We start from the raw sequence: 18,515 nt of genomic DNA, 5'->3' as shown, positions 1-18,515 counted from the left end.
ACGCAAGCTGAACATTCCTGTCTGTAATTGAGCAATCATCTGATGGCGAACTCTCATGGTTTACCGTCGCCCTTTCGATACGTATCAATAACACCAGCCACATCAAGGCCAAAGCCCAGCATTGGGTGTAATTGCTCCGCGGAAACAAAGCAGCCATCACCGGAAGTGCTGAATGGCTTGAGGCGGTCAACTGCCCGGCAGTGCAATTGGACGAGGCAAACTCGACAAAGCCTCCGCCTCCAGGCCTGGCACCATCGGCCGCAGTTGCCCGGGGAAAAAGCCGGTGCTGTCCACATAGAGCAGTACCGACTTGGCATCGCGCCAACCGACATAGCCCATCAACGCCTTCTGGTCCCAGCCACTGCGCGTGGCCCAGGTGGCAAAGCCACGGCGTAGGGAGTGGCTGCTATACAACTCGGCGGGCAATCCGGCCGCTTTCAGTACCGCCCGCAGCAGCGGGATGACGCTGTGCGGGTGCAGGCCCTGCTCGCGCAGGTGACCCCAGCGGTCAATGCCGCGGAACACCGGACCGCGGGCGATGCCGGCGACACAGATCCAGTCGTTGTAGGCCTGCACCGGGCAGAGGCGGGCCAGCGCCGGCGCACTGTAGGTCTGTCCCTGGTTGTCACGGTCGCCCTTGCTCCACGGCAGGAACAGCTGCATGCCCTCCCCCGGCCGTACCTGGATGTGCTCGACCTGCAGGCGGCACAGTTCGTCGCTGCGAAAGGCGCGCCAGAAGCCGATCAGCAGCAATGCGCGATTACGCCAGCAGCGCAACAGCTGCGGCAGGTCGCCCTCGTCCAGTGCTTTCTCGCCCGCCCGCTCCAGCCACGCCACGCACTGCTCCAGTTCGCGCAGCTGCAGCGGTTCGGCCTGCTTCTCCGGCTTCGGGTGCAAGGTACGAATGCCCTTGAGGATCTGACGAACCAGCGGGGTCTTGGTCGGATCCGGGAAGCCCTGGCTGACATGCCACTGCGCCAAGGCCGCCAGGCGCAGCTTGAGGGTGTTGCTGGACAACGTGGCGGCGTGATCGACCAAGTAACGCACGATGGCATCGCTGGTCGCCGGCAGAAAGCCGCCCCAGGCGACCTCGAAGTGCTCGAGCGCTTGCCGGTAGCTGCGCCGGGTGTTGGGGCGGGTACCGGCCTGCAGGTACCGCTCGATCTCGTGGCTCATCGACGCACATCCCCTTGATGTACTGGTGAGCGACTGCCAAACGACGAAAAAATCGCCTCACCTTGGATAATTAAAGATTATCCGACCTTATTTATTGGATAGTGGAAATATAATACGTTGGACGTATCATATATTACTGATCAGATGCCGTTGATCGACGAGCCCACCCTAGACCCCAGTAGATTGGCGTTGAAGGCTCAGGAGGCGGCCGCAGGCTTTGTTGCCAGCGGCACCGCCGAAAACACGGTACGGAGCTATCGCAGCGCCCTCGCCTACTGGTCGGCTTGGCTGCACCTGCGCTACGGCGTTGCGATGGGCGATGCGCCTGTACAGTCGACTGTAGTCATTCAGTTCGTGGTGGATCACCTGGCGCGCCCACTGGCAAATGGTGCATGGACCTATCTGCTACCGCCGACCATCGATGCCGCGTTAGTCGCGGCACGTGTGAAGGCAAAGCCGGGACCTCTGAGCTACAACACGGTATGTCATCGGCTTTCGGCACTGGGCAGGTGGCATCGCTTCAACAACTGGGAAAGCCCAACTGAAGCACTGGCAGTGAAAACGCTGCTGCGAGATGCGCGAAAAGCCCAGGCGCGCCAGGGGGTAGTTGTCCGCAAAAAGACGGCAGCTGTGGTGGAGGCTCTGGAGGCCATGTTGGCGACCTGTACGGATGGCATTCGCGGTACTCGTGATAGCGCCCTCCTCCTGATGGCGTGGAGTGGCGGCGGGCGTCGTCGATCCGAGGTGACCGGCCTGCAGGTCGACGATGTGCGCAAACTGGATGAAGACACTTGGCTCTATACGCTGGGCGTCACCAAAACAGACACCACGGGATCCCGTCGCGAAAAACCTCTGCTGGGTCGCGCTGCACACGCGTTGACGGCTTGGCTCATCGCCGCGCCCGCCGATACCGGTCCGCTTTTTCGGCGCCTCTACAAGGGCGGCAAAGTCAGCCCGTTCGGACTATCGTCTGATCAGGTAGCACGGATCGTTCAGCGCCGCGCCAAATTGGCTGGCCTCGACGGCGACTGGGCCGCGCACAGCTTACGCTCGGGCTTTGTAACGGAAGCGGGTCGCCAGGGGGCCCCATTGGGTGAAGTGATGGCCATGACTGAACATCGCAGTGTCGAAACCGTTATGGGCTACTTCCAAGCCGGAGTGCTGCTGAGCAGCCGCGCCTCGATGTTGCTTCAACCCCTGCCCGCCCCATCAGGCCCAACCAACCAGCCTGACTAGCGGTCGACGCACCGCGTCGGAAAATGCCGCGCACGCGTGTCCTATTGAGAGGTGGAGCTCCTGGTTATGAGTCCATTGCACGGTAGCGGAATTGATGCGCAACCCCAGCTGGGCACTCGCAACTCCGGGTGTAACCAATACATGACCGCATGGCGACGCCCAAGCAGCCAGCATCTCAGCATGCTTCGTCTACTCGGGTAGTTAAGCAAACAGCTGGCGGCCCTGCGCTAGACAGCGAAGGCTCCGTCGCAGGGGCAAGATAGTCAAGTGCTTACCAGTCGCTGTGGCCTGCGCTCGCCTTATGAATACGCCTGGTCGGCAGGTGCGCTTCAAATACCCACACTGAAAGTCTTACCAGACTCGACCCTGTGCTTGCTGCACAAGTCGCGAAGCTTTTTTTCCGAACCGTCAGGATGAATTTGTACGAGCACGCCATCCTTCGCCATTATCAGTGAATGCCCTGCGGCAACCGCACGCAGATACGCAGCATTAGTGGCGACGGCGGCCAGCTTAGGAATCATTGCCTCTAGTCGGTCTATTTCATCATCACTGAGTTCGCTCATGCTCTGTTCTCTGCTCCTGCCAGCCTGATGTCGATGCTGCCCGTAGAAAAGATATCCATGAGCGACCCTACGCCCCGATCACAGGTAAGTCGATCCCATTTTTGACGCACACAGTGAAGCCTCGACTTAGCCGCTCAGCACTCCACAGCGTACGTGCAAATTCGAGTCGATGTGACAGCAGCCTTGATGTGAACAAACCATCGTAGCCGTAGCAAGATGAGTGCATTCGCTTCTAAGCATCTGAGCCCTCTTCAGGTGGACAAAAAATGCCGTCAGCCCTTGGAAGGCTAGACCGCCAGCTGTCACCGGGCATGATCCGGCACATGTACAGATCGAACAGCGGCGCGGTAAAAGCGGCGCCGTTGTGGGGCGGCGACCAGATCATCCCTTTGCTAATCAGGGAGTTGCGAATTGAGGTGAGAGATCGGCTTGTACGGCCCAGGGATGCCGCAATGTCGCCCGAACGATGAGGCCCCTCCCCAAGCGAAGCCATGGCGCGCAAATAAATGTGTTCTGCCACGGTCATTCGGTCGAGTCTTACCCTAAAAAAACCTTCGTCCAGAGCAGCAATAACGTGCCCGGACGCCTTCTGGACGTCTGCAAGCGTGATGTGGTTATTCTGCCCTGCGTCCCAGACATGACTGCCCCACTCTTGAATGAAATAAGGGTAGCCGCGTGTGAGGTGAGCAACCATGTCGGCCGCTTCTGAGTCTACAGTCACGCCCTCGGCCTCCGCTGGTTTTACAAAGGCCAGACGCGTCTGGTGTGGCTCCAGCGAACCGACCTCTAGGTAGTCGAAGAGGCGCTTCGCGTGGTTTTTCACATGTCCAGCAGGGTGTCGGAGTTGTGGGAGGCCTGCACCGACGAGGGCAACCGGCAAGATCAATCGCGAGACGCGATGCAGCGCTGCGATAAGCGCGGCGAGCTGTTCTTCTGCTACGTTTTGCAGCTCATCCACGAAAATAACAAGGACGGTGTGAGCTGCTTTGGCGGCTTCACCGAGTTTAGTCAGCAGGGTTGTAAATTCCTCCTCGAGATCACCTTTGCCCGCCAGAGCTGCCTCGGCTTCGTAGTCAATACCGACCTTGAGATCGCTGAACTTCGGCTCCAAAGCCTTGGCAAAACCGGCTAAGGCTCGCAGTCCAGTTATCGCTGCGTTCTTGGCAGGTACGATACAGCTCAGCCGCAGCAAGGCGAGACGGAGCTGTGGCGCGAGTATCGCTGGCAGAGAGCGATACTCGGATGACTCAACGTAGACGGCGAGATTGCCCGAGGCTTCGGCATCTCGCAGCATCTGGTTCAACAGTACTGTTTTGCCGACACCCCGCACCCCAACCAGGATTACGCTTTTGGCAGGTCGGCCCACGCGAATTCCCCCGATCGACTGACGGACCCGCTCGCGCAGTTGATCGCGACCTGCCAGCTCAGGTGGAGGCGTACCAGCGCCAGGGGAGTACGGATTGCAGACGGGGTCCATATGCACCCGCGTTAATAGGAATAGCGAACAGCGGGAATGGGCCGATAAACAGCTAAATCCAAGCTTTTCACCCCGCCATCACCTGCATACCCGAGACTCGGCAAATGTTGGTCCAGCTGGAGTTACCTATCAAGCCAAGCTGCCTCCGTCATTGAAAAAAATCATCGCGAGCGACCCGTCCGAAATTGCCTAAGTCTTCGTCGACGTCGATGAACATGGTATTCACCATCCGCGCGCTCTTCAGGTCGGCCATTGTTCTGAAAAAAAGGGTTCGCAGAGATGGACCTCATAACGCTCACCATCATGAACCGAGCCGAATCCCCAACTGCCCTGAAGGGTCCCAAATTGCAACCCATATCCTTCAACACGCGTACTATCGCCGCAAACATCACAAAGGACGTCACTGACGCATTCGAACTGTTCCGCCGCTGTGATTTTCATTGAGAGGCTCCTTTGGGTCCAGTGAATCAGCTTGCTGCAGCGAGCCTGCGACCCGCCAGCATCACTCCGGTAACCGCCTGTACGGTCAGGCGTCGCCAACGCCTGGCACAGGCGGACCACAATGAGCCCGGATCCCGCCCTATCTCGCCATGCGTACCTTTCGGCATGGCCTGTTGTACGGTCGGCAGATCGAGTTAATGGCGGACGCCATTTTGTGCAGCATTTGCGGCGCAGATAAGACCGCACTTGGGGCAGTGCTGATCGGCGACAGACGATCCAAGCTATCCGTTCTGGACGAACTAGCAAATTGCATGTGCGCGATGCGCGCCACTGATGCCATGGCGCTGACGTGGGCGTCTTTAGCACTCCTTCAAGGCTTGCTCCAGTCAGCGACCCCTCCTTCAAACAAGACGCATCGAAGAGCAGTAAATTTGTTGCTTTGCTGCAGCCAAGGTGTGGCGGCAGTCTCTTTGAGAGTAGGTATGGCCCGAGGCCGTCTTAAAGTCGTAACCCATGACTCGCTCGTCCTGATCATAGACCCTAACGAGCTCTATGAGCATCTCCATCGTCCAATTACCGGATCCATTCAGCCGCGATGGCAACACCACCTGAACTGCCTCAATCAGTGTTCCTTCAGCGCGTTTCACTAGCATCTGCTCGAACTCATCCTCCGTTGGAATCAAGAGCATCGTCCTCCATGCGGCTGCCTTCTGGCGGCGGTTAATCATCACGTAAAACCAAGGGCGATGATCATCGAGCTCGACGAATCGCCACATCTGGGAGTCGTCTCCAAACAGCGCTGGATACATGATTTCAGCGCGCTTGTACGTAATAAACATCAGCACACCCTCTTTTAAGCTGTATATAGCATAGCTCCAGAAGCACTAAAAAGGCTTCATCGTTCCTTTTGCGAGACAGCAAATGGAACTGAATGAAGCGCTTGGTTTGGTGATCAGGAATCTACGTATTTCGAAGGATATGCCTCAGGAAGGGCTTGGGCCTAGTCAGAGCTATATCAGTGCGATCGAGCGCGGCAAATGGAAACCATCGATTGAAAAGGTTGAGCAGATTGCTGAGATCATTGGCATTCATCCCCTAACGCTTCTGTTCCTGGCTTATCAAAGGCAAACACCCGAACTAAAACCCGAAGACTTACTGAAAAAAATCCATCGAGAAATCACGAGCTTGAAGGGTTGCCTGAGACTTGAGTAGGTTCGACATGGAATCGAATCGGCAACCGATCCCAAAAAGCATTTGATCGCAACGTCGCCAGTTGCTCTGCTGCCCGGCGCGCGGGCTTTCTTGCTCGCAATCAACAGCGAGCATGAATTCAGTCGCGAATAGCCACTGCATGAATTCGAGTGATAGACCTCGCCCATCGCAACAAACATCGATGACACGTGCTTAGCGTGACGCAAGCCTTGAAGAGTCACGCCTCCACTGATCCGGCAAGGCTACTCCCCAAGGGACCTTCGGCAGGCGTTCCATGCTGTTCCGGAGGGCCTGTGCACATGCGATGTCTAACCCTTCGAGGGCGCCTGAGATAGCGACACGCCGACCATCTGCTCTTGATATGGGAAGTGTTCGGTACCGCCGTTCTGAATGGTAAGGTGTGATGTCGGCCATTTTGCCGCAGGGAACAGGGTATTGAACGGAACATTCTTTCCCGATTGCGGCGGGTGCTCCAGCAGGCAGATCTGCCCAAGGGACGCTCTGACGCCTACGAACACTTTTCACCGTAACAGTGATCCTACTGTCGGGCTAAATACCTCTAGCTTCCGCAAACGGCCAGAAGCGGACGGTACAACCCGGATTGCGACTTCAACACAGTTCCTGCCAGAATGTCGTTCGGCTCGACCTGCATCGCGTCTAGCGCCTTTAAACGTTGGGGGCGGGTGTTAGCCGGAAACGAACCGAGGTCAGCCAACTGTTGCCGACGCTAGAGCGCAAATACGTTGGTAAGAGTTCGCGTCGCTCGATCCTGCAAGCATCCCACAACGAGGTGACATGGGATGGTCGGCGTATCCAGTGTGAACAAGCTCGCCCGGTTTGAGGTGAGCAGTACGATCGGATCAACCACAATGTTGCAGATACAGAAGCCGCGCACTCTTATCGAGTGCGCAGAAATAACGGGCAAAACAGGCGCAGCAGCCCCAGCCGGTAGCTCAGCGTTATGGCCGTTGCTACGGCGGCGACCGGCAACAGGGTGAGCCAGACCAGCACCGCCATCGACGGATGGTCAGCCTTGAAGCAGCACACAGCCGATACCATCAGCGCCAGCCAGCCCAGGCTGCGTAGATAGTCCGGCGCAACCTCGTCGGCGCTGAACACCTGGCGCCAGTGCGCCGGCAGGGACAACGCCAACCAACTGGTCGCCAAGCCCATGCTGGCGGCGGCACCCAGCAACCACAGACCTGCATTACTCATAGGCCACCCCACCGATGCGAGTCCGGTCCGCGACCTCAACCGGCCTTGCCAGACGACGCGCGGTGAGTAGCGCTATCAGCGCGCAGGCCAACAGGCTCAGATCGACGCCGGCCACGGCCCAGTAGGGTTCAAGCAGCATCCTTTTGACCAGGTGGTCCCCCGTGGTGATCCAGTTGAGCAGCACCGCAGCGACGCAGAGCAGCGCCAGGCCGGATTGTGCCGCGCCTGGGCCACTGGTGCACTACGCAACAGCGCATGCAGCAAACTCAGCAGCCAGGCACCCCAGAACACCCACTTTTCCCATTCGCCACGGCCAGGCATGGGCTCAGGCAGCAGCCGGTTGGCCGCCAGCATGGCGACCGCTGCCAGCAGCATGCCGGTAACCGTGGTGACTGCCATGGCGTCAACCAACCGACAGCCCTGCAGCCCGAGTCGGGCGTGCTCCTGCTTGCGTATCTCGACGAAGAACACAAAACCGCTGGCGATGCACACACAGCCGAGCAGACCGCCCGCCACGTACAGCCAGCGCAGCGCCCAGTGTTCGAAGTGCTGCAGGTGCAAGCCGGTGAGAAATTGATTGACGGAACCAACCGGGTCACTCGGCGGGTCGTTGCGCAGTAGCTCGCCGGTACTGGCCTTGAAGTGAATGCCCTCCCCGACCAGCGCCACACGATCACTGCCGGCGCGGTAGATGCTGACGTAGCCGTTGGCGTCATTTAGATGCTCGATAGTCAGCAGCCCGACCTCTCCCGGCATATCGCGCGTAGCCCAGATGCGCTTGGCCTCGGCCACCATGGCATTGGCGGAGGCCATCTTCGCGGGCACACCGGCCTCATCATGGGGCAAGCCGGTATGCGCCGCCTCGATCACCTCATGCCGATTATGCAGCGGTTTGAGCAAGGTCCCGGAGACCGGGAAGTAGTACATCGACGCGAAGATCACCAACCGGTGAAGGCAAAAAAGAAGTGGAACGGCAACGCCACCACGCCAGTCATGTTATGCAGGTCCAGCGCGCTGCGCTGGGTCCGCTTGCGCGGACGGAAGGTGAAAAACTCCTTGAAGATCTTACGATTGATCATCCGCTGGGTCCTTTGGCTGGTTGGGGATACCAAACTCGCCACCAATGCTCAGCACGGGATCTCGGTGGGTGGTGTAGGCATAGAGCGAGACCATGGGCATGGTTTCCGGCGCCGGCAGGTCGCCGATTACCCGCCCTTTGGTTGCCGCCATATCCACCGGATGCGGTTTGAGATCGGCAAATACCTGTTTCAGCAGGTTGTTGTAGGACGGCATAGGCTGCGGCTCGAAGCGCGTATCGGGGATCGCCCAACGATCGATCTCGCGGTCGAACACCGACAGTGCACCGAAAAAGAAGACGACCATCAGCACGAAGCCCAGCACCAAACCGAACCAGGTGTGTACCCAGGCCATGGATTGGCGAAAGTTGTTCAGCATGGCTCTGCTCCTATCCGATGATCATGCGCTGCAGCTGCCAGGCAACAGCCAGCATCAAGACGCTGCCGAGCGCCAGTACCATCGAGACCCGCCACAGACTGGCTGCGGAAACAGCGCGAGATACAGGACGAAGGCCAGCATCATCATCGCCTGCTCGGCGGCATGGTAATCGACCCCAACCCCATTCAGCGCCGCCACGCCCTAGACGAATGCATAGCAGCCGAAGATCGCGGCCAGAACACGAGATACCACCACAACAGGAGCCATTACTGACAGGCTCACCAGCTGTAGCTCAGCTTGGCGGTGAGTTCTCGGCCCGGATTGTAGTAATCCGCAGTTCCGGAGCCCACGACATGCTGCTCATCCAAAAGATTACTGACATTGACCGCCAGATCCGTGTCCTTGGCAATCTGGTAATTGAAGGCTGCATCAAACAAGGTCGTCGCCTCGCTCTCGCCGGTGTCATTGAAATACCTTGAACTGAACCGTCAGCCCAAGCGAAAGAGCAGGATTGCGCTGTTCTGGAAATCCAGCCAAGCTCTTCTGAGGAAACGAATAGCTGCGGAGTCGTGGGTATGCCGTTCTCTCCAAAGCAGCCATCGCTTAGCACCCAAGCATGCAAAAAGATCAGCATAGACGCTCGCAGGTATGACGCAGGAGGGGCAAGGCGCAAATATATAAACTGCTTTATATCAATAATATACAGGTCTTATGTCCTGATTTTCCTTAATCTCGGCATAATCCTTACATTAACTAGCAGGAAATTAAATGTTAAAAGCCCTGCGTGCATCTAGCATGTGGAGTTTTTCTCCTTGCAGCCAGCCGGCAACGATAGGCATGCGCATTTAATAGCTCATTGTGAGTATCCGAATAGACGCTTGCCAAGGACACCATCTTGAACATACGAATGTTCTTGAAGTTGAAGATGGCGATCTAGCAACGGAAAATCTTTCCTAGGGAAACCCCCTAAAAAACGGTACAAGGTTTCATAGCCTGCCCTGTTGATATATGGAAAAATCGCTGCCTTATGCAGGTCTCTTGGGATCAGCATCCCGCCCCTTCTTTTCTCACACAGTTTAGTAAATATCAAAAACCTTGAGTAGGGGATAATCTCCAGTAGTGATGCGGTTAAGACCAAACTACCAAATCTACTTGATGGATCGGCCGTGGACGCCCCCAATAATATACTCTGCTCAAAAGAGCTTGCGTCGGGTGCTCGTGCATCTTTCCTCGTTTGCAAGTGGATTCTAGCGATTCCGCCTCTACTACCACGAAAGGGACATTGAAGGAAAATATTGAATAGCCTATAAAATAAATCGTGCAATGTAGGTTGTTGATTGTCTCTACTGATCAGAGCATGCTCAATCTTTGTGAAGGTACTTGAGCAAAAACGAAAGAATAGAGTTTCCTCTATGGAGGCATTGTTTGATATCGAATTGCAGCTTTGGACAAACGCATCCCATGCCCTTGAGTAACGCGGTGTATCAACTAGTCTCACCAACTCTCGATCATGGGCAGCGCAGACACAAGAATAAATGTAACACCAGTCCTTCCGCCATATAGGCAAACGACCATTCGCCACATCATCGCGTAAGCAATCAGGGCAAAAAAAACGGCGATACCTCCATTCGACTAATTTATCGCCTCGAAGGCAAAAAAAATTTCGTAATAGTTCAGGGGTAATGTCCCCGGCTACACAACTTAATCGCTGGCTGGCGGATAAGAATTCTGAGTCTGGGTCCGAATATTTGATCTCCACACCCTCCCACCAATACGCTGGGCGTTCTGTTGATGATAATCGAGGGAAGCCAGCGGCGTTTGGATTAATGCTGCATCGAAACAACCAAGATGAAAGTGTTTCTTCAGAACTTGGTGTTGGCAAGCCAGAGAAACTCACTACTAATAGCCCCAAGGATTCTTGTTTGCTCGCCGCAGCATATCAACATCCACCTTCTCCCCCCCCATTTTTATGGCATAACAGGCAGCCGCCCTTATCAATTCGAGTGTTTTGTCCATGCGCCCATTCGACATAGATAAAATAGTGCCTACCATCTCCTCAGAGTACAAATGTGATGGCTGTTTTAGCGGTAGGGACTCCTCTACCTCCAAGAGGAATGACCTGAACTCCTCACTCTCTATCCAGTCATCAAGAGCAACTTCGTGAAAACGTCTCTTAAATTCATAATTGGATTTAAGTGCGTTGCGCGCACTAGCAGTGCCAAAGCAAAATAGTTTCAATCCATATTCAGGGCCGAGCAGCTTTTTAAGAATAGACATGTTAAAACGCTGCTCTTGCTTCGAGCGTAGCAGTGCATCATGAAACTCGTCGATCACCAGCCCCCAAATTTGCCTCAGCCTAATAACCTCTCTAATCTCGCTTGGCAGGTCAGAGCTACTTCGGCGACTTGAGCCAGAGCCAACTGGTATTCCGAGCGCTAAAGCTATCTCATCTTTAAGGCTTTTTTTGGTATCTATTTCTGGGGATGCAGCCAAGGAGACAAAAATCAACCCTGCACTCCTTTTTACATGGTTTGGAATCTTAGATATTATAGCCGTCTTTCCAGAGCCACCTGGGCCAACCACAAGCAAAGCAGGCGCACTCATACGATCTGGTACATCCGCGATATTATTCATCATGCGAAAAACAGCTGCACTAGAGTTATTGTTCACCCATATTTCTTGATGAATTAAGGCTATTCGCGTATCAATATTAGAAGACAAATATTTTCTGATGTCCGACCGGACGTGCTCATCACTCATGACTCATCCCCAGGTCGAAATTTTTTTGGAGAGGCTGAATAATTTGGCTTGATATGTTCCCTGTCAGCGTTAAAGCTACTACTTCTAGGATTTGGATTTGCCTCAGTATAGACTTTTTCAGCGGCCTCTCGGCGTCTTTCCTTCTGCGTTAACTTTTTACTTTCCTCTTCAATTTTTTGCTTCCCTCTGTAGGCTTTTAACCCGCCATCACTATCTATGGCTCCGATGCGGACTGGGTGACGATAGAGCTTGCCGGCACGATATTCCTCATAGGTAGGAGCCTCAACGGTTACGTCAGACAGGTGTATTGGGCAAAATTGGCCATCCAATTTCACCCATACAACATTCATATCGTACGGGTCATATTTGACTATGACATTTCTAGTCCCCACATGAGACCCCAATATAGGATCCCAATAAACTTGGCCATGCAAATTAATGCCACCAGGATTAATTTTTCGGTCTTCTTGAGGCATGAACCAAATCTTTAATTGCTCGGAATTCAAGCCTGCCGGGGGGTAAGGAAGCCCTCCGTTGGGCGCGAAATAGTTTGTCCACGCTTGTCGCGGGCTACACTTTAATGCGCTATGAACTGTTGAGTGATAGACAACTACTTCGCGAGAGAACCAGCGAAAAAAATCAGAGAAGGTCATGGTTGCATTTCTTTCGCTGTTAAGTCCTCTGCGCGCAACAGAATTTGACATTGTAGTCCCCGGCAAGAAATGCACCTTAGTAGTCATGAACGTGCCTATCAGCCGTTCAACATGACCGCCAAAATGTTTTCTTCCTACAGGTCGGTATTCGGGGGAAATCCCAAAAGATTCACACCCTACTTTAAATTTTGGGCTGGTGAACTCTGCGGCATTGTCCATATGAAGGACTTCAGGCTTTCCATAGTAGGGGTAGTCTTCTGGATCCAAGCCAACACTTGCCGAAAAGTTTACTTTAGGAAGGACAGAATGACTAAGAGCGCAAGCCACTGAAACAGTAGACGGGACGTAAAGGCTAAGATAGTAACCAAGAATAACCCTGGTATAGACATCAATTACAATTGTCAGCCACGGGCGTCCAATAATATTTATGCGATCATCAGCCAACAGAATTATATCGACGAGGGTGTGATCCATCTGTACCCATTGCAGCGGCCTTTCAAGATTTTTTTTACCCGGGCGAGCTGAAAATTCTTGCGTCGCGGCATCAGGACCTTCTTTAATTCTCATTCTTGTTTTTTCTGAGAGGATTAAGCGTACACGCCTCAATACCGTATCTTTGGAAGGGCATGAAAAACCTTGCTCCTTACATGCAACATCCACCTCGCTCCACACTTTGCTGTAGCTGGCTCCTTTCGACTTGAATTTTTTAGCAGCCTTGAAAATTATGACCTCAACCGACTCATCCAGTCTCGTAACGCCTTTCTTGACACCCCGTGTCTGCGCAATTAAAGATAGTGGGCCTACGTCAGCGTCAAAAATTTTAGCCAAACGATAGAAGTAACTCTTTGATACACCCAGTAAAGAACAGTACTTAGTGACTACCCCTCCCTCAACCTTCCACTTTCTGATAATTTCAAAACGCTCAGCTGCCAATGAAAGTTGATCAACGGTGTAATCATTGACATTCAAACCCTCCCCATGATCACTACCATTAATTGCCGTAACACTAGGGATTCGCTGAATGTCGCGCGCCGACACCAGTATTACTTCACCAGAGTCGACAATTGTTACCCTTATCGTTTTGTCACTAAATACCTGTTTGACTTTCGCAACTTTTCCCTTGGCGACAATGAGTTCCCCAGGGGTTAGCTGATTTGCCATGGATGTACTCTCCACAACGCTAATCTAGGCGAAGTCTGCCGAGCGGCGACTTACATCAGTCTCTATCAACGATCGAAATTGGCTGCCGAACACGATACGACGTCACGTTCAAAAAATAGACTATTGCTAGCTTTTCTGCCGCGTCAGTCTATTTTTTAAAAGTTAATCAAGGTATGTGATTGATTATTAGAGATAAATGATATTCTTTTTTTTGATCGGGCATCACAGTGGTGACAAATCACCTCTTCGGTCCAGCTAGGACGGCTATCGGGCACGAAGGACTTTATAGATCTCAGAAATCACCTGCATCGTTGCGTCTTCGATCGTTCCTTCATTACGGCATAAAACCCAGCCGTGATCTGTCACCGCTCGCTCGAACCCATTGGTACAAGCGACATGTTCTTCCAGCTTATGGATCACAGTACTGCTCAGCCCACGCCGTCGTGCCGCGGCCCTCGCCCATGAAATGTCAGGGGCGGTGACAACCCCGACATGCAGGTCTGGCACTCGCACGTTTCGCTCAAGGTTCAACTGTAGAATCTCTGCAAACGGGATGGTCCGGCGAAACGCGGCATCAGATGGGTACCAGCGATCGATCAGGATGATGCTGCCTGGTGGCTGTTTAGTCAGTACGTGCTGGGAAATCCAGGCGCGGCTATCAGCAAGGCGCTCACAAACCCTCAACTCCAGATCCCGGGTGGGATTTCTGACGAGTTTGTTAACGAGGGTCATTGTTTCCCCCCTATAAGGATCGCTTTTTTTCTCACAAAGCCGGATCACCGTGTTGTTGTCTGCCCTCAGCAGTTTCGTCACGGCCTCCAACAGTGTGGTTTTACCGGTTCCCTTGGGCCCATCTAGAGAAACAAACAGTGGACGATTCATTATTCACATGACGATTGATAAACGGTTTTTTGAGTTGGCCATGTTCGCGCCGCTAAGGTGTGAATGACGGCCGCGATACGGGCCCACGGTGATGGCTGCAACGCGTATGATTCTGTCACGCTTTCTAGATGTGGCACTGCATAGGTCGACAATGGCAAAAATCAGCGTTAGCAACAAGGCGACCACACCCAGCCGAAAAAATCTCACGGCTGCCGATCGTCAGCAGCAAATTGTCGAGCGGGCAATTACCCTCTTCGCTCAGAAAGGCTTTGCGCTGACCACCCGGGAGCTGGCCAAAGGGTTGCAAGTGACCCAGCCCCTGCTCTACCGCTACTTTCCCAGCAAGCAATTATTGATCGAGCAGGTCTACCAGCAGGTGTTCATGAATCGCTGGGACCCGGAACTGGAGCAGCAGCTCAAGGACCGTACGCGTCCTTTAAGGGAGCGGCTGATTGATTACTTTATCGGCTACACCCGCACGATACTGAGCAATGAATGGGTCCGGATCTTTCTGTATGCCGGCCTGCAGGACCCGGAGTTGAACCAGCGCTATCTCAAGCAATTGCACGAGACGGTGTTCCTGACAATCATTGAAGAGTTGCGCCATCAGAGGCAACAGACCACCGCGCTGGATGGGCCGGCGCTGAGCCTTGAGATCGAAGTGCTGTGGGGCTTTCACAGCAGCTTCTTTTACCTGGGGGTGCGCAAGTGGGTGTATCAGATGCCCGTTGCGCAGAACCTCACCGAGCTGATTACCCTGCGGGTCAATGCCTTCCTTGATGGTGCCCTGCATTGCGACCCACAGTGAGTACACGCCACTAAACGTCTATTTCCGCAAACAGATAGACCAGACAAAAGCCATCCATGGGTATGACCGGGTTGGTCCAGATCATGCGCGAATGCCGGGCTTGCTCAGCGAAGACTTCGACCAGCACATTGTTCCTGTTTTTTATAAGTTCAACCTGGCGGTATTCCCCACCATCAGCGACCTTCCGCCGCCGGCCCAATGGCTAGATTTGCCATGGCCTGGCCGACAATCCGGGCCCCCGGCACATAGTCAAAAATCATCTCGATGGTGATGCCGTTGGGGTCTTCGAGAAACAACTGGTGCTCGCCAATCTGCGGGATAACCCGCTCGCGAAAGGCAATGCCCAGCGATTGCAGGCGGATCTGGACAGACTCCAGCCCTTCGCAACGCAACGACACATGATCGAGCGCACCTGAACCGTAGCCCCCCTTCTTCTCGCCGAGGTAAGCCTGTAGGTCCTTGTCGCCGCCCACGATACTGGCGATATGCAAGAGCGGACGCCCACCGGCATACATCCAGCAGCCGGGAAAGCGAAAGTCCGGACGCGGGCCGGGGGCCAGGCCAACGACGCGCTCAAAAAACTCGGCGGTCTTGGCCCATTGTTCGGTGCGAATGGTGAAATGGTCGAGCGCGAGTACACCCATGATTTCTGCTGGCCTTTTTCAAGCGATGGGATTGCCGTTACGGGACGGCGCAGCTGCATATTTTATCATCCGATAATTTATTTCAAGCGATAATTTATCGACCGATAACTTGCGCACAGCGTTTACTATCACGCCCTTCAATCCACCCAGGGTTCCCCATGGCCAACCACGACCTCAGCTTCACTCCCGACCTCGATCCAGACTCGATTTCTTCAGACGTCATCGGCTTCAATGGCATTCTGGTTTCCACGCAAATCCCGGTGCGGGCCGACGGCAGCCTGGAACTGGGCGATATCACCGTGCAAAGCGAGTGCACGCTGCAAGCCCTCAAGGTCGCGCTTGAACGTGCCGGCAGCTCCATGGACCGGGTCATGCACTTGACGATCTACCTCACCGACATGGCCGATCGCGCCGCATTCAACGAGGTCTACAAACGCTTCTTCGCCAAACCCTGGCCAGTCCGCGCGGCCGTAGGCGTGGCGTCGTTGGCGGTCGAAGGCATGCGAGTTGAAGTCACAGCGATGGCAGCCAAAGGCTGAGCCCGGCGCGTTATCGGGCATCCAGCGGGTGCCGGTCAGGCGAATCACGGCTACAATGCGCACCTCAACCGTGACAAGCCTGACTAAAAAAACTATGTCCTTGCCCAAGCATCATCTGGAATTGCTCAGCCCTGCCCGCGATGTCGCCATCGCGCGCGAGGCTATCCTGCACGGCGCCGACGCCGTGTATATCGGCGGCCCAAGCTTCGGTGCGCGCCACAACGCCTGCAACGACGTGAGCGAGATCGCCCAACTGGTGGAGTTCGCCCGTCGTTACCACGCCCGGGTGTTCACCACCATCAACACCATCCTGCACGATGACGAACTGGAGCCGGCGCGCAAGCTGATCCACCAGTTATACGATGCCGGCGTCGATGCGCTGATCGTCCAGGACCTGGGGGTGATGGAGCTGGATATCCCGCCCATCGAGTTGCATGCCAGCACCCAGACTGATATCCGCACCCTGGCCCGGGCCAAGTTTCTCGATCAGGCCGGGTTCTCCCAACTGGTACTGGCCCGCGAGCTGAACCTGCAGGAAATCCGTGCGATTGCCGATGAGACCGATGCCGCCATCGAGTTCTTCATCCATGGCGCGTTATGCGTGGCGTTTTCCGGCCAGTGCAATATTTCCCATGCACAGAACGGCCGTAGCGCCAACCGTGGCGACTGCTCCCAGGCCTGCCGCCTGCCCTACACCCTCAAGGATGACCAGGGCCGGGTCGTGGCCTTTGAAAAACACCTGCTGTCGATGAAAGACAACAACCAGAGCGCCAACCTGCGCGCCCTGGTAGACGCTGGCGTGCGCTCGTTCAAGATCGAGGGCCGCTACAAGGACATGGGTTATGTGAAAAACATCACTGCCTATTACCGCCAGCGCCTGGACGAGATCCTCGAAGACCGCCCGGACCTCGCTCGTGCTTCCAGCGGCCGTACCGCGCATTTCTTCCTGCCGGACCCGGAAAAGACCTTCCACCGTGGCAGCACCGACTACTTTGTCAGTGATCGCAAGATCGATATCGGCGCCTTCGACACCCCGACCTTTACCGGCCTGCCGGTAGGCGTGGTGGAAAAGGCCGGCAAGCGCGACTTGCAGGTGATCACCCATGAGCCGCTGTCCAACGGCGATGGCCTCAACGTGCTGATCAAGCGTGAAGTCGTGGGTTTCCGGGCCAATATCGCCGAGCCCAAGGGTGAATTCGAGGAAGACGGTGAGAAACGCTACCGCTACCGCGTCGAGCCCAATGAAATGCCGGCGGGCCTGCACCAATTGCGTGCGAACCACCCGCTCAATCGCAACCTGGACCATAACTGGCAGCAAGCGTTGCTCAAGACGTCGGCCGAGCGCCGGATTGGCGTGTCCTGGCAGGCCAGCCTGCGTGAAGATCAACTACAACTGACCGCCACCAGCGAAGAAGGCGTGAGTGCCAGCACCACCCTGCCCGGCCCGTTCGGCGTGGCCAACAAGCCGGAGCAGGCGCTGGACACCTTGCGTGATCTGCTTGGCCAACTGGGCACCACCCAGTATCACGCCACGGCGATTGAACTGGACGCACCGCAGGCGTACTTCATTCCAAACTCGCAACTCAAGGCCCTGCGCCGTGACGTGATCGAGGCGCTGACGGTGGCCCGTGTCGAGGCCCATCCTCGCGGTGGTCGCAAAGCCGAAACCACACCGCCGCCGGTGTATCCGGAGTCGCACCTGTCTTTCCTGGCCAACGTTTATAACCAGAAGGCACGCGATTTCTATCATCGTCATGGCGTGAAGTTGATCGACGCGGCCTACGAGGCCCATGAAGAAACCGGTGAAGTGCCGGTGATGATCACCAAGCACTGCCTGCGCTTCTCCTTCAACTTGTGCCCCAAGCAGGCCAAGGGCGTGACCGGCGTGCGGACCAAGGTCGCGCCGATGCAACTGATTCACGGTGATGAAGTGCTGACGTTGAAGTTCGACTGCAAGCCTTGTGAAATGCATGTGGTGGGCAAGATCAAGGGGCATATCCTTGACTTGCCGTTACCGGGCAGTGGCCCGGTGGTCGGACATATCAGTGCTGAAGATCTAATGAAGACTATTGCTCGCGGCACCCACTGAAAAAAGGGCGCAGGCTAAACCAGGCTTGCGCCCCGCTACCAATAACTCCGACCGTATTGTCTGTAATGGCACGGCGCAAAATGTATAGAAAACCCCACCCAAACCACTGAACCTACACAGGGTCTTGATGTAGGTTGGGTCTGTTAACGTGTAGAAGTCTCGACTTAATCTGACACCCCTCTTGAAAAAGAGCGGGGCTACCGG

General features: G+C 55.1%; 20 protein-coding genes. 5 read left to right on the top strand and 15 right to left on the bottom strand.

All coding sequences use genetic code 11. From position 1 onward, the window contains the following. Nucleotides 1–186: 186 nt before the first annotated feature. Complete coding sequence (locus KL786_RS05730) at nt 187–1,176, bottom strand: site-specific integrase (RefSeq protein WP_023628979.1); 990 nt, start codon at nt 1,174–1,176, stop codon at nt 187–189. 117 nt (nt 1,177–1,293) lie between these two features. On the opposite strand from KL786_RS05730, the gene KL786_RS05725 reads away from it, so the two are divergent. Further along, nucleotides 1,294–2,412, top strand: coding sequence for a site-specific integrase (locus tag KL786_RS05725; protein ID WP_028688847.1), 1,119 nt, complete (start codon nt 1,294–1,296; stop codon nt 2,410–2,412). A 329-nt stretch (nt 2,413–2,741) separates the two neighbouring features. On the opposite strand, the gene KL786_RS05720 is transcribed toward KL786_RS05725, so the two are convergent. The 4 genes from KL786_RS05720 to KL786_RS05705 form a co-directional block, all read right to left on the bottom strand. Next, a complete protein-coding gene (locus KL786_RS05720) occupies nt 2,742–2,975 on the bottom strand; it encodes a hypothetical protein (protein WP_023048074.1) in 234 nt (77 codons plus the stop codon). Between the two features lie 232 nt (nt 2,976–3,207). Next, on the bottom strand, nt 3,208–4,452 hold the full coding sequence (locus KL786_RS05715; RefSeq protein WP_023628980.1) for an ATP-binding protein: 1,245 nt from the start codon (nt 4,450–4,452) through the stop codon (nt 3,208–3,210). Between the two features lie 240 nt (nt 4,453–4,692). Then, complete coding sequence (locus KL786_RS05710) at nt 4,693–4,893, bottom strand: hypothetical protein (RefSeq protein ID WP_370694611.1); 201 nt, start codon at nt 4,891–4,893, stop codon at nt 4,693–4,695. Between the two features lie 401 nt (nt 4,894–5,294). Beyond that, nucleotides 5,295–5,732 carry a hypothetical protein gene (locus tag KL786_RS05705; RefSeq protein ID WP_023628983.1) on the bottom strand — a complete coding sequence of 146 codons (438 nt, stop codon included), beginning with the start codon at nt 5,730–5,732 and terminating at the stop codon, nt 5,295–5,297. Nucleotides 5,733–5,814: 82 nt separating this feature from the next. On the opposite strand from KL786_RS05705, the gene KL786_RS05700 reads away from it, so the two are divergent. Then, nucleotides 5,815–6,105, top strand: coding sequence for a helix-turn-helix domain-containing protein (locus KL786_RS05700; protein WP_023628984.1), 291 nt, complete (start codon nt 5,815–5,817; stop codon nt 6,103–6,105). 897 nt (nt 6,106–7,002) lie between these two features. Here KL786_RS05700 and KL786_RS05695 read toward each other — a convergent pair. The 8 genes from KL786_RS05695 to KL786_RS05660 all read right to left on the bottom strand — a co-directional run bounded on the left by KL786_RS05695 (nt 7,003) and on the right by KL786_RS05660 (nt 14,231). Then, on the bottom strand, nt 7,003–7,320 hold the full coding sequence (locus KL786_RS05695; protein WP_024075430.1) for a DUF3325 family protein: 318 nt from the start codon (nt 7,318–7,320) through the stop codon (nt 7,003–7,005). 96 nt (nt 7,321–7,416) lie between these two features. Continuing rightward, complete coding sequence (locus tag KL786_RS05690) at nt 7,417–8,247, bottom strand: PepSY domain-containing protein (protein WP_196448527.1); 831 nt, start codon at nt 8,245–8,247, stop codon at nt 7,417–7,419. Nucleotides 8,248–8,258: 11 nt separating this feature from the next. After that, nucleotides 8,259–8,399: a PepSY domain-containing protein gene (locus tag KL786_RS05685; RefSeq protein ID WP_196448528.1), complete on the bottom strand. Its 141-nt coding sequence runs from the start codon at nt 8,397–8,399 to the stop codon at nt 8,259–8,261. Continuing rightward, nucleotides 8,386–8,775, bottom strand: a complete 390-nt coding sequence (locus tag KL786_RS05680; RefSeq protein ID WP_090515957.1) for a PepSY domain-containing protein — start codon at nt 8,773–8,775, stop codon at nt 8,386–8,388. The genes KL786_RS05685 and KL786_RS05680 overlap by 14 nt, the downstream gene beginning before the upstream one ends. 278 nt (nt 8,776–9,053) lie before the next feature. After that, nucleotides 9,054–9,212, bottom strand: a complete 159-nt coding sequence (locus KL786_RS05675) for a TonB-dependent receptor (RefSeq protein WP_023628987.1) — start codon at nt 9,210–9,212, stop codon at nt 9,054–9,056. Between the two features lie 1,462 nt (nt 9,213–10,674). Continuing rightward, entirely contained in the window at nt 10,675–11,535 is an 861-nt protein-coding gene (locus KL786_RS05670; protein WP_024075431.1) for a TniB family NTP-binding protein, read from the bottom strand. Beyond that, nucleotides 11,532–13,349, bottom strand: a complete 1,818-nt coding sequence (locus tag KL786_RS05665; protein WP_024075432.1) for a TnsB C-terminal domain-containing protein — start codon at nt 13,347–13,349, stop codon at nt 11,532–11,534. The genes KL786_RS05670 and KL786_RS05665 overlap by 4 nt, the downstream gene beginning before the upstream one ends. A 264-nt stretch (nt 13,350–13,613) precedes the next feature. Continuing rightward, nucleotides 13,614–14,231, bottom strand: a complete 618-nt coding sequence (locus tag KL786_RS05660) for a dTMP kinase (RefSeq protein ID WP_215516985.1) — start codon at nt 14,229–14,231, stop codon at nt 13,614–13,616. 151 nt (nt 14,232–14,382) lie between these two features. On the opposite strand from KL786_RS05660, the gene KL786_RS05655 reads away from it, so the two are divergent. Then, a complete protein-coding gene (locus tag KL786_RS05655; protein ID WP_211365085.1) occupies nt 14,383–15,039 on the top strand; it encodes a TetR/AcrR family transcriptional regulator in 657 nt (218 codons plus the stop codon). A 10-nt stretch (nt 15,040–15,049) separates the two neighbouring features. Here the strand turns inward: KL786_RS05655 and KL786_RS29925 are convergent, their stop codons facing one another. Then, on the bottom strand, nt 15,050–15,166 hold the full coding sequence (locus tag KL786_RS29925; protein WP_215516984.1) for an Atu1372/SO_1960 family protein: 117 nt from the start codon (nt 15,164–15,166) through the stop codon (nt 15,050–15,052). Nucleotides 15,167–15,212: 46 nt separating this feature from the next. Next, a complete protein-coding gene (locus KL786_RS05645) occupies nt 15,213–15,683 on the bottom strand; it encodes a VOC family protein (RefSeq protein ID WP_215516983.1) in 471 nt (156 codons plus the stop codon). A gap of 158 nt (nt 15,684–15,841) precedes the next feature. Here KL786_RS05645 and KL786_RS05640 point away from each other — a divergent pair, with 158 nt between their 5' ends. Beyond that, on the top strand, nt 15,842–16,222 hold the full coding sequence (locus tag KL786_RS05640) for a RidA family protein (RefSeq protein WP_215516982.1): 381 nt from the start codon (nt 15,842–15,844) through the stop codon (nt 16,220–16,222). A 94-nt stretch (nt 16,223–16,316) separates the two neighbouring features. After that, nucleotides 16,317–18,311, top strand: a complete 1,995-nt coding sequence (locus KL786_RS05635) for a peptidase U32 family protein (RefSeq protein WP_215516981.1) — start codon at nt 16,317–16,319, stop codon at nt 18,309–18,311. Nucleotides 18,312–18,515 lie beyond the last annotated feature (204 nt).

Source organism: Pseudomonas sp. TAE6080 (assembly GCF_018732265.1).
Taxonomy (GTDB): domain Bacteria; phylum Pseudomonadota; class Gammaproteobacteria; order Pseudomonadales; family Pseudomonadaceae; genus Aquipseudomonas; species Aquipseudomonas brenneri.
The sequence above is the reverse complement of the archived record's forward strand: the minus strand, read 5'-3'. Positions and strand labels throughout refer to the sequence as shown.

Excerpts from the sequence above, each read along its gene's own strand:
- KL786_RS05645 (WP_215516983.1), bottom strand. The coding sequence starts at position 15,683 with ATGGGTGTACTCGCGCTCGACCATTTCACCATTCGCACCGAACAATGG.
- KL786_RS05655 (WP_211365085.1), top strand. The coding sequence starts at position 14,383 with ATGGCAAAAATCAGCGTTAGCAACAAGGCGACCACACCCAGCCGAAAA.
- KL786_RS05700 (WP_023628984.1), top strand. The coding sequence starts at position 5,815 with ATGGAACTGAATGAAGCGCTTGGTTTGGTGATCAGGAATCTACGTATT.
- KL786_RS05730 (WP_023628979.1), bottom strand. The coding sequence starts at position 1,176 with ATGAGCCACGAGATCGAGCGGTACCTGCAGGCCGGTACCCGCCCCAAC.
- KL786_RS05670 (WP_024075431.1), bottom strand. The coding sequence starts at position 11,535 with ATGAGTGATGAGCACGTCCGGTCGGACATCAGAAAATATTTGTCTTCT.
- KL786_RS05710 (WP_370694611.1), bottom strand. The coding sequence starts at position 4,893 with ATGAAAATCACAGCGGCGGAACAGTTCGAATGCGTCAGTGACGTCCTT.
- KL786_RS05685 (WP_196448528.1), bottom strand. The coding sequence starts at position 8,399 with ATGATCAATCGTAAGATCTTCAAGGAGTTTTTCACCTTCCGTCCGCGC.
- KL786_RS05660 (WP_215516985.1), bottom strand. The coding sequence starts at position 14,231 with ATGAATCGTCCACTGTTTGTTTCTCTAGATGGGCCCAAGGGAACCGGT.
- KL786_RS05680 (WP_090515957.1), bottom strand. The coding sequence starts at position 8,775 with ATGCTGAACAACTTTCGCCAATCCATGGCCTGGGTACACACCTGGTTC.
- KL786_RS05705 (WP_023628983.1), bottom strand. The coding sequence starts at position 5,732 with ATGTTTATTACGTACAAGCGCGCTGAAATCATGTATCCAGCGCTGTTT.
- KL786_RS05635 (WP_215516981.1), top strand. The coding sequence starts at position 16,317 with ATGTCCTTGCCCAAGCATCATCTGGAATTGCTCAGCCCTGCCCGCGAT.
- KL786_RS05720 (WP_023048074.1), bottom strand. The coding sequence starts at position 2,975 with ATGAGCGAACTCAGTGATGATGAAATAGACCGACTAGAGGCAATGATT.
- KL786_RS05690 (WP_196448527.1), bottom strand. The coding sequence starts at position 8,247 with ATGTACTACTTCCCGGTCTCCGGGACCTTGCTCAAACCGCTGCATAAT.
- KL786_RS05715 (WP_023628980.1), bottom strand. The coding sequence starts at position 4,452 with ATGGACCCCGTCTGCAATCCGTACTCCCCTGGCGCTGGTACGCCTCCA.
- KL786_RS05695 (WP_024075430.1), bottom strand. The coding sequence starts at position 7,320 with ATGAGTAATGCAGGTCTGTGGTTGCTGGGTGCCGCCGCCAGCATGGGC.
- KL786_RS05665 (WP_024075432.1), bottom strand. The coding sequence starts at position 13,349 with ATGGCAAATCAGCTAACCCCTGGGGAACTCATTGTCGCCAAGGGAAAA.
- KL786_RS05640 (WP_215516982.1), top strand. The coding sequence starts at position 15,842 with ATGGCCAACCACGACCTCAGCTTCACTCCCGACCTCGATCCAGACTCG.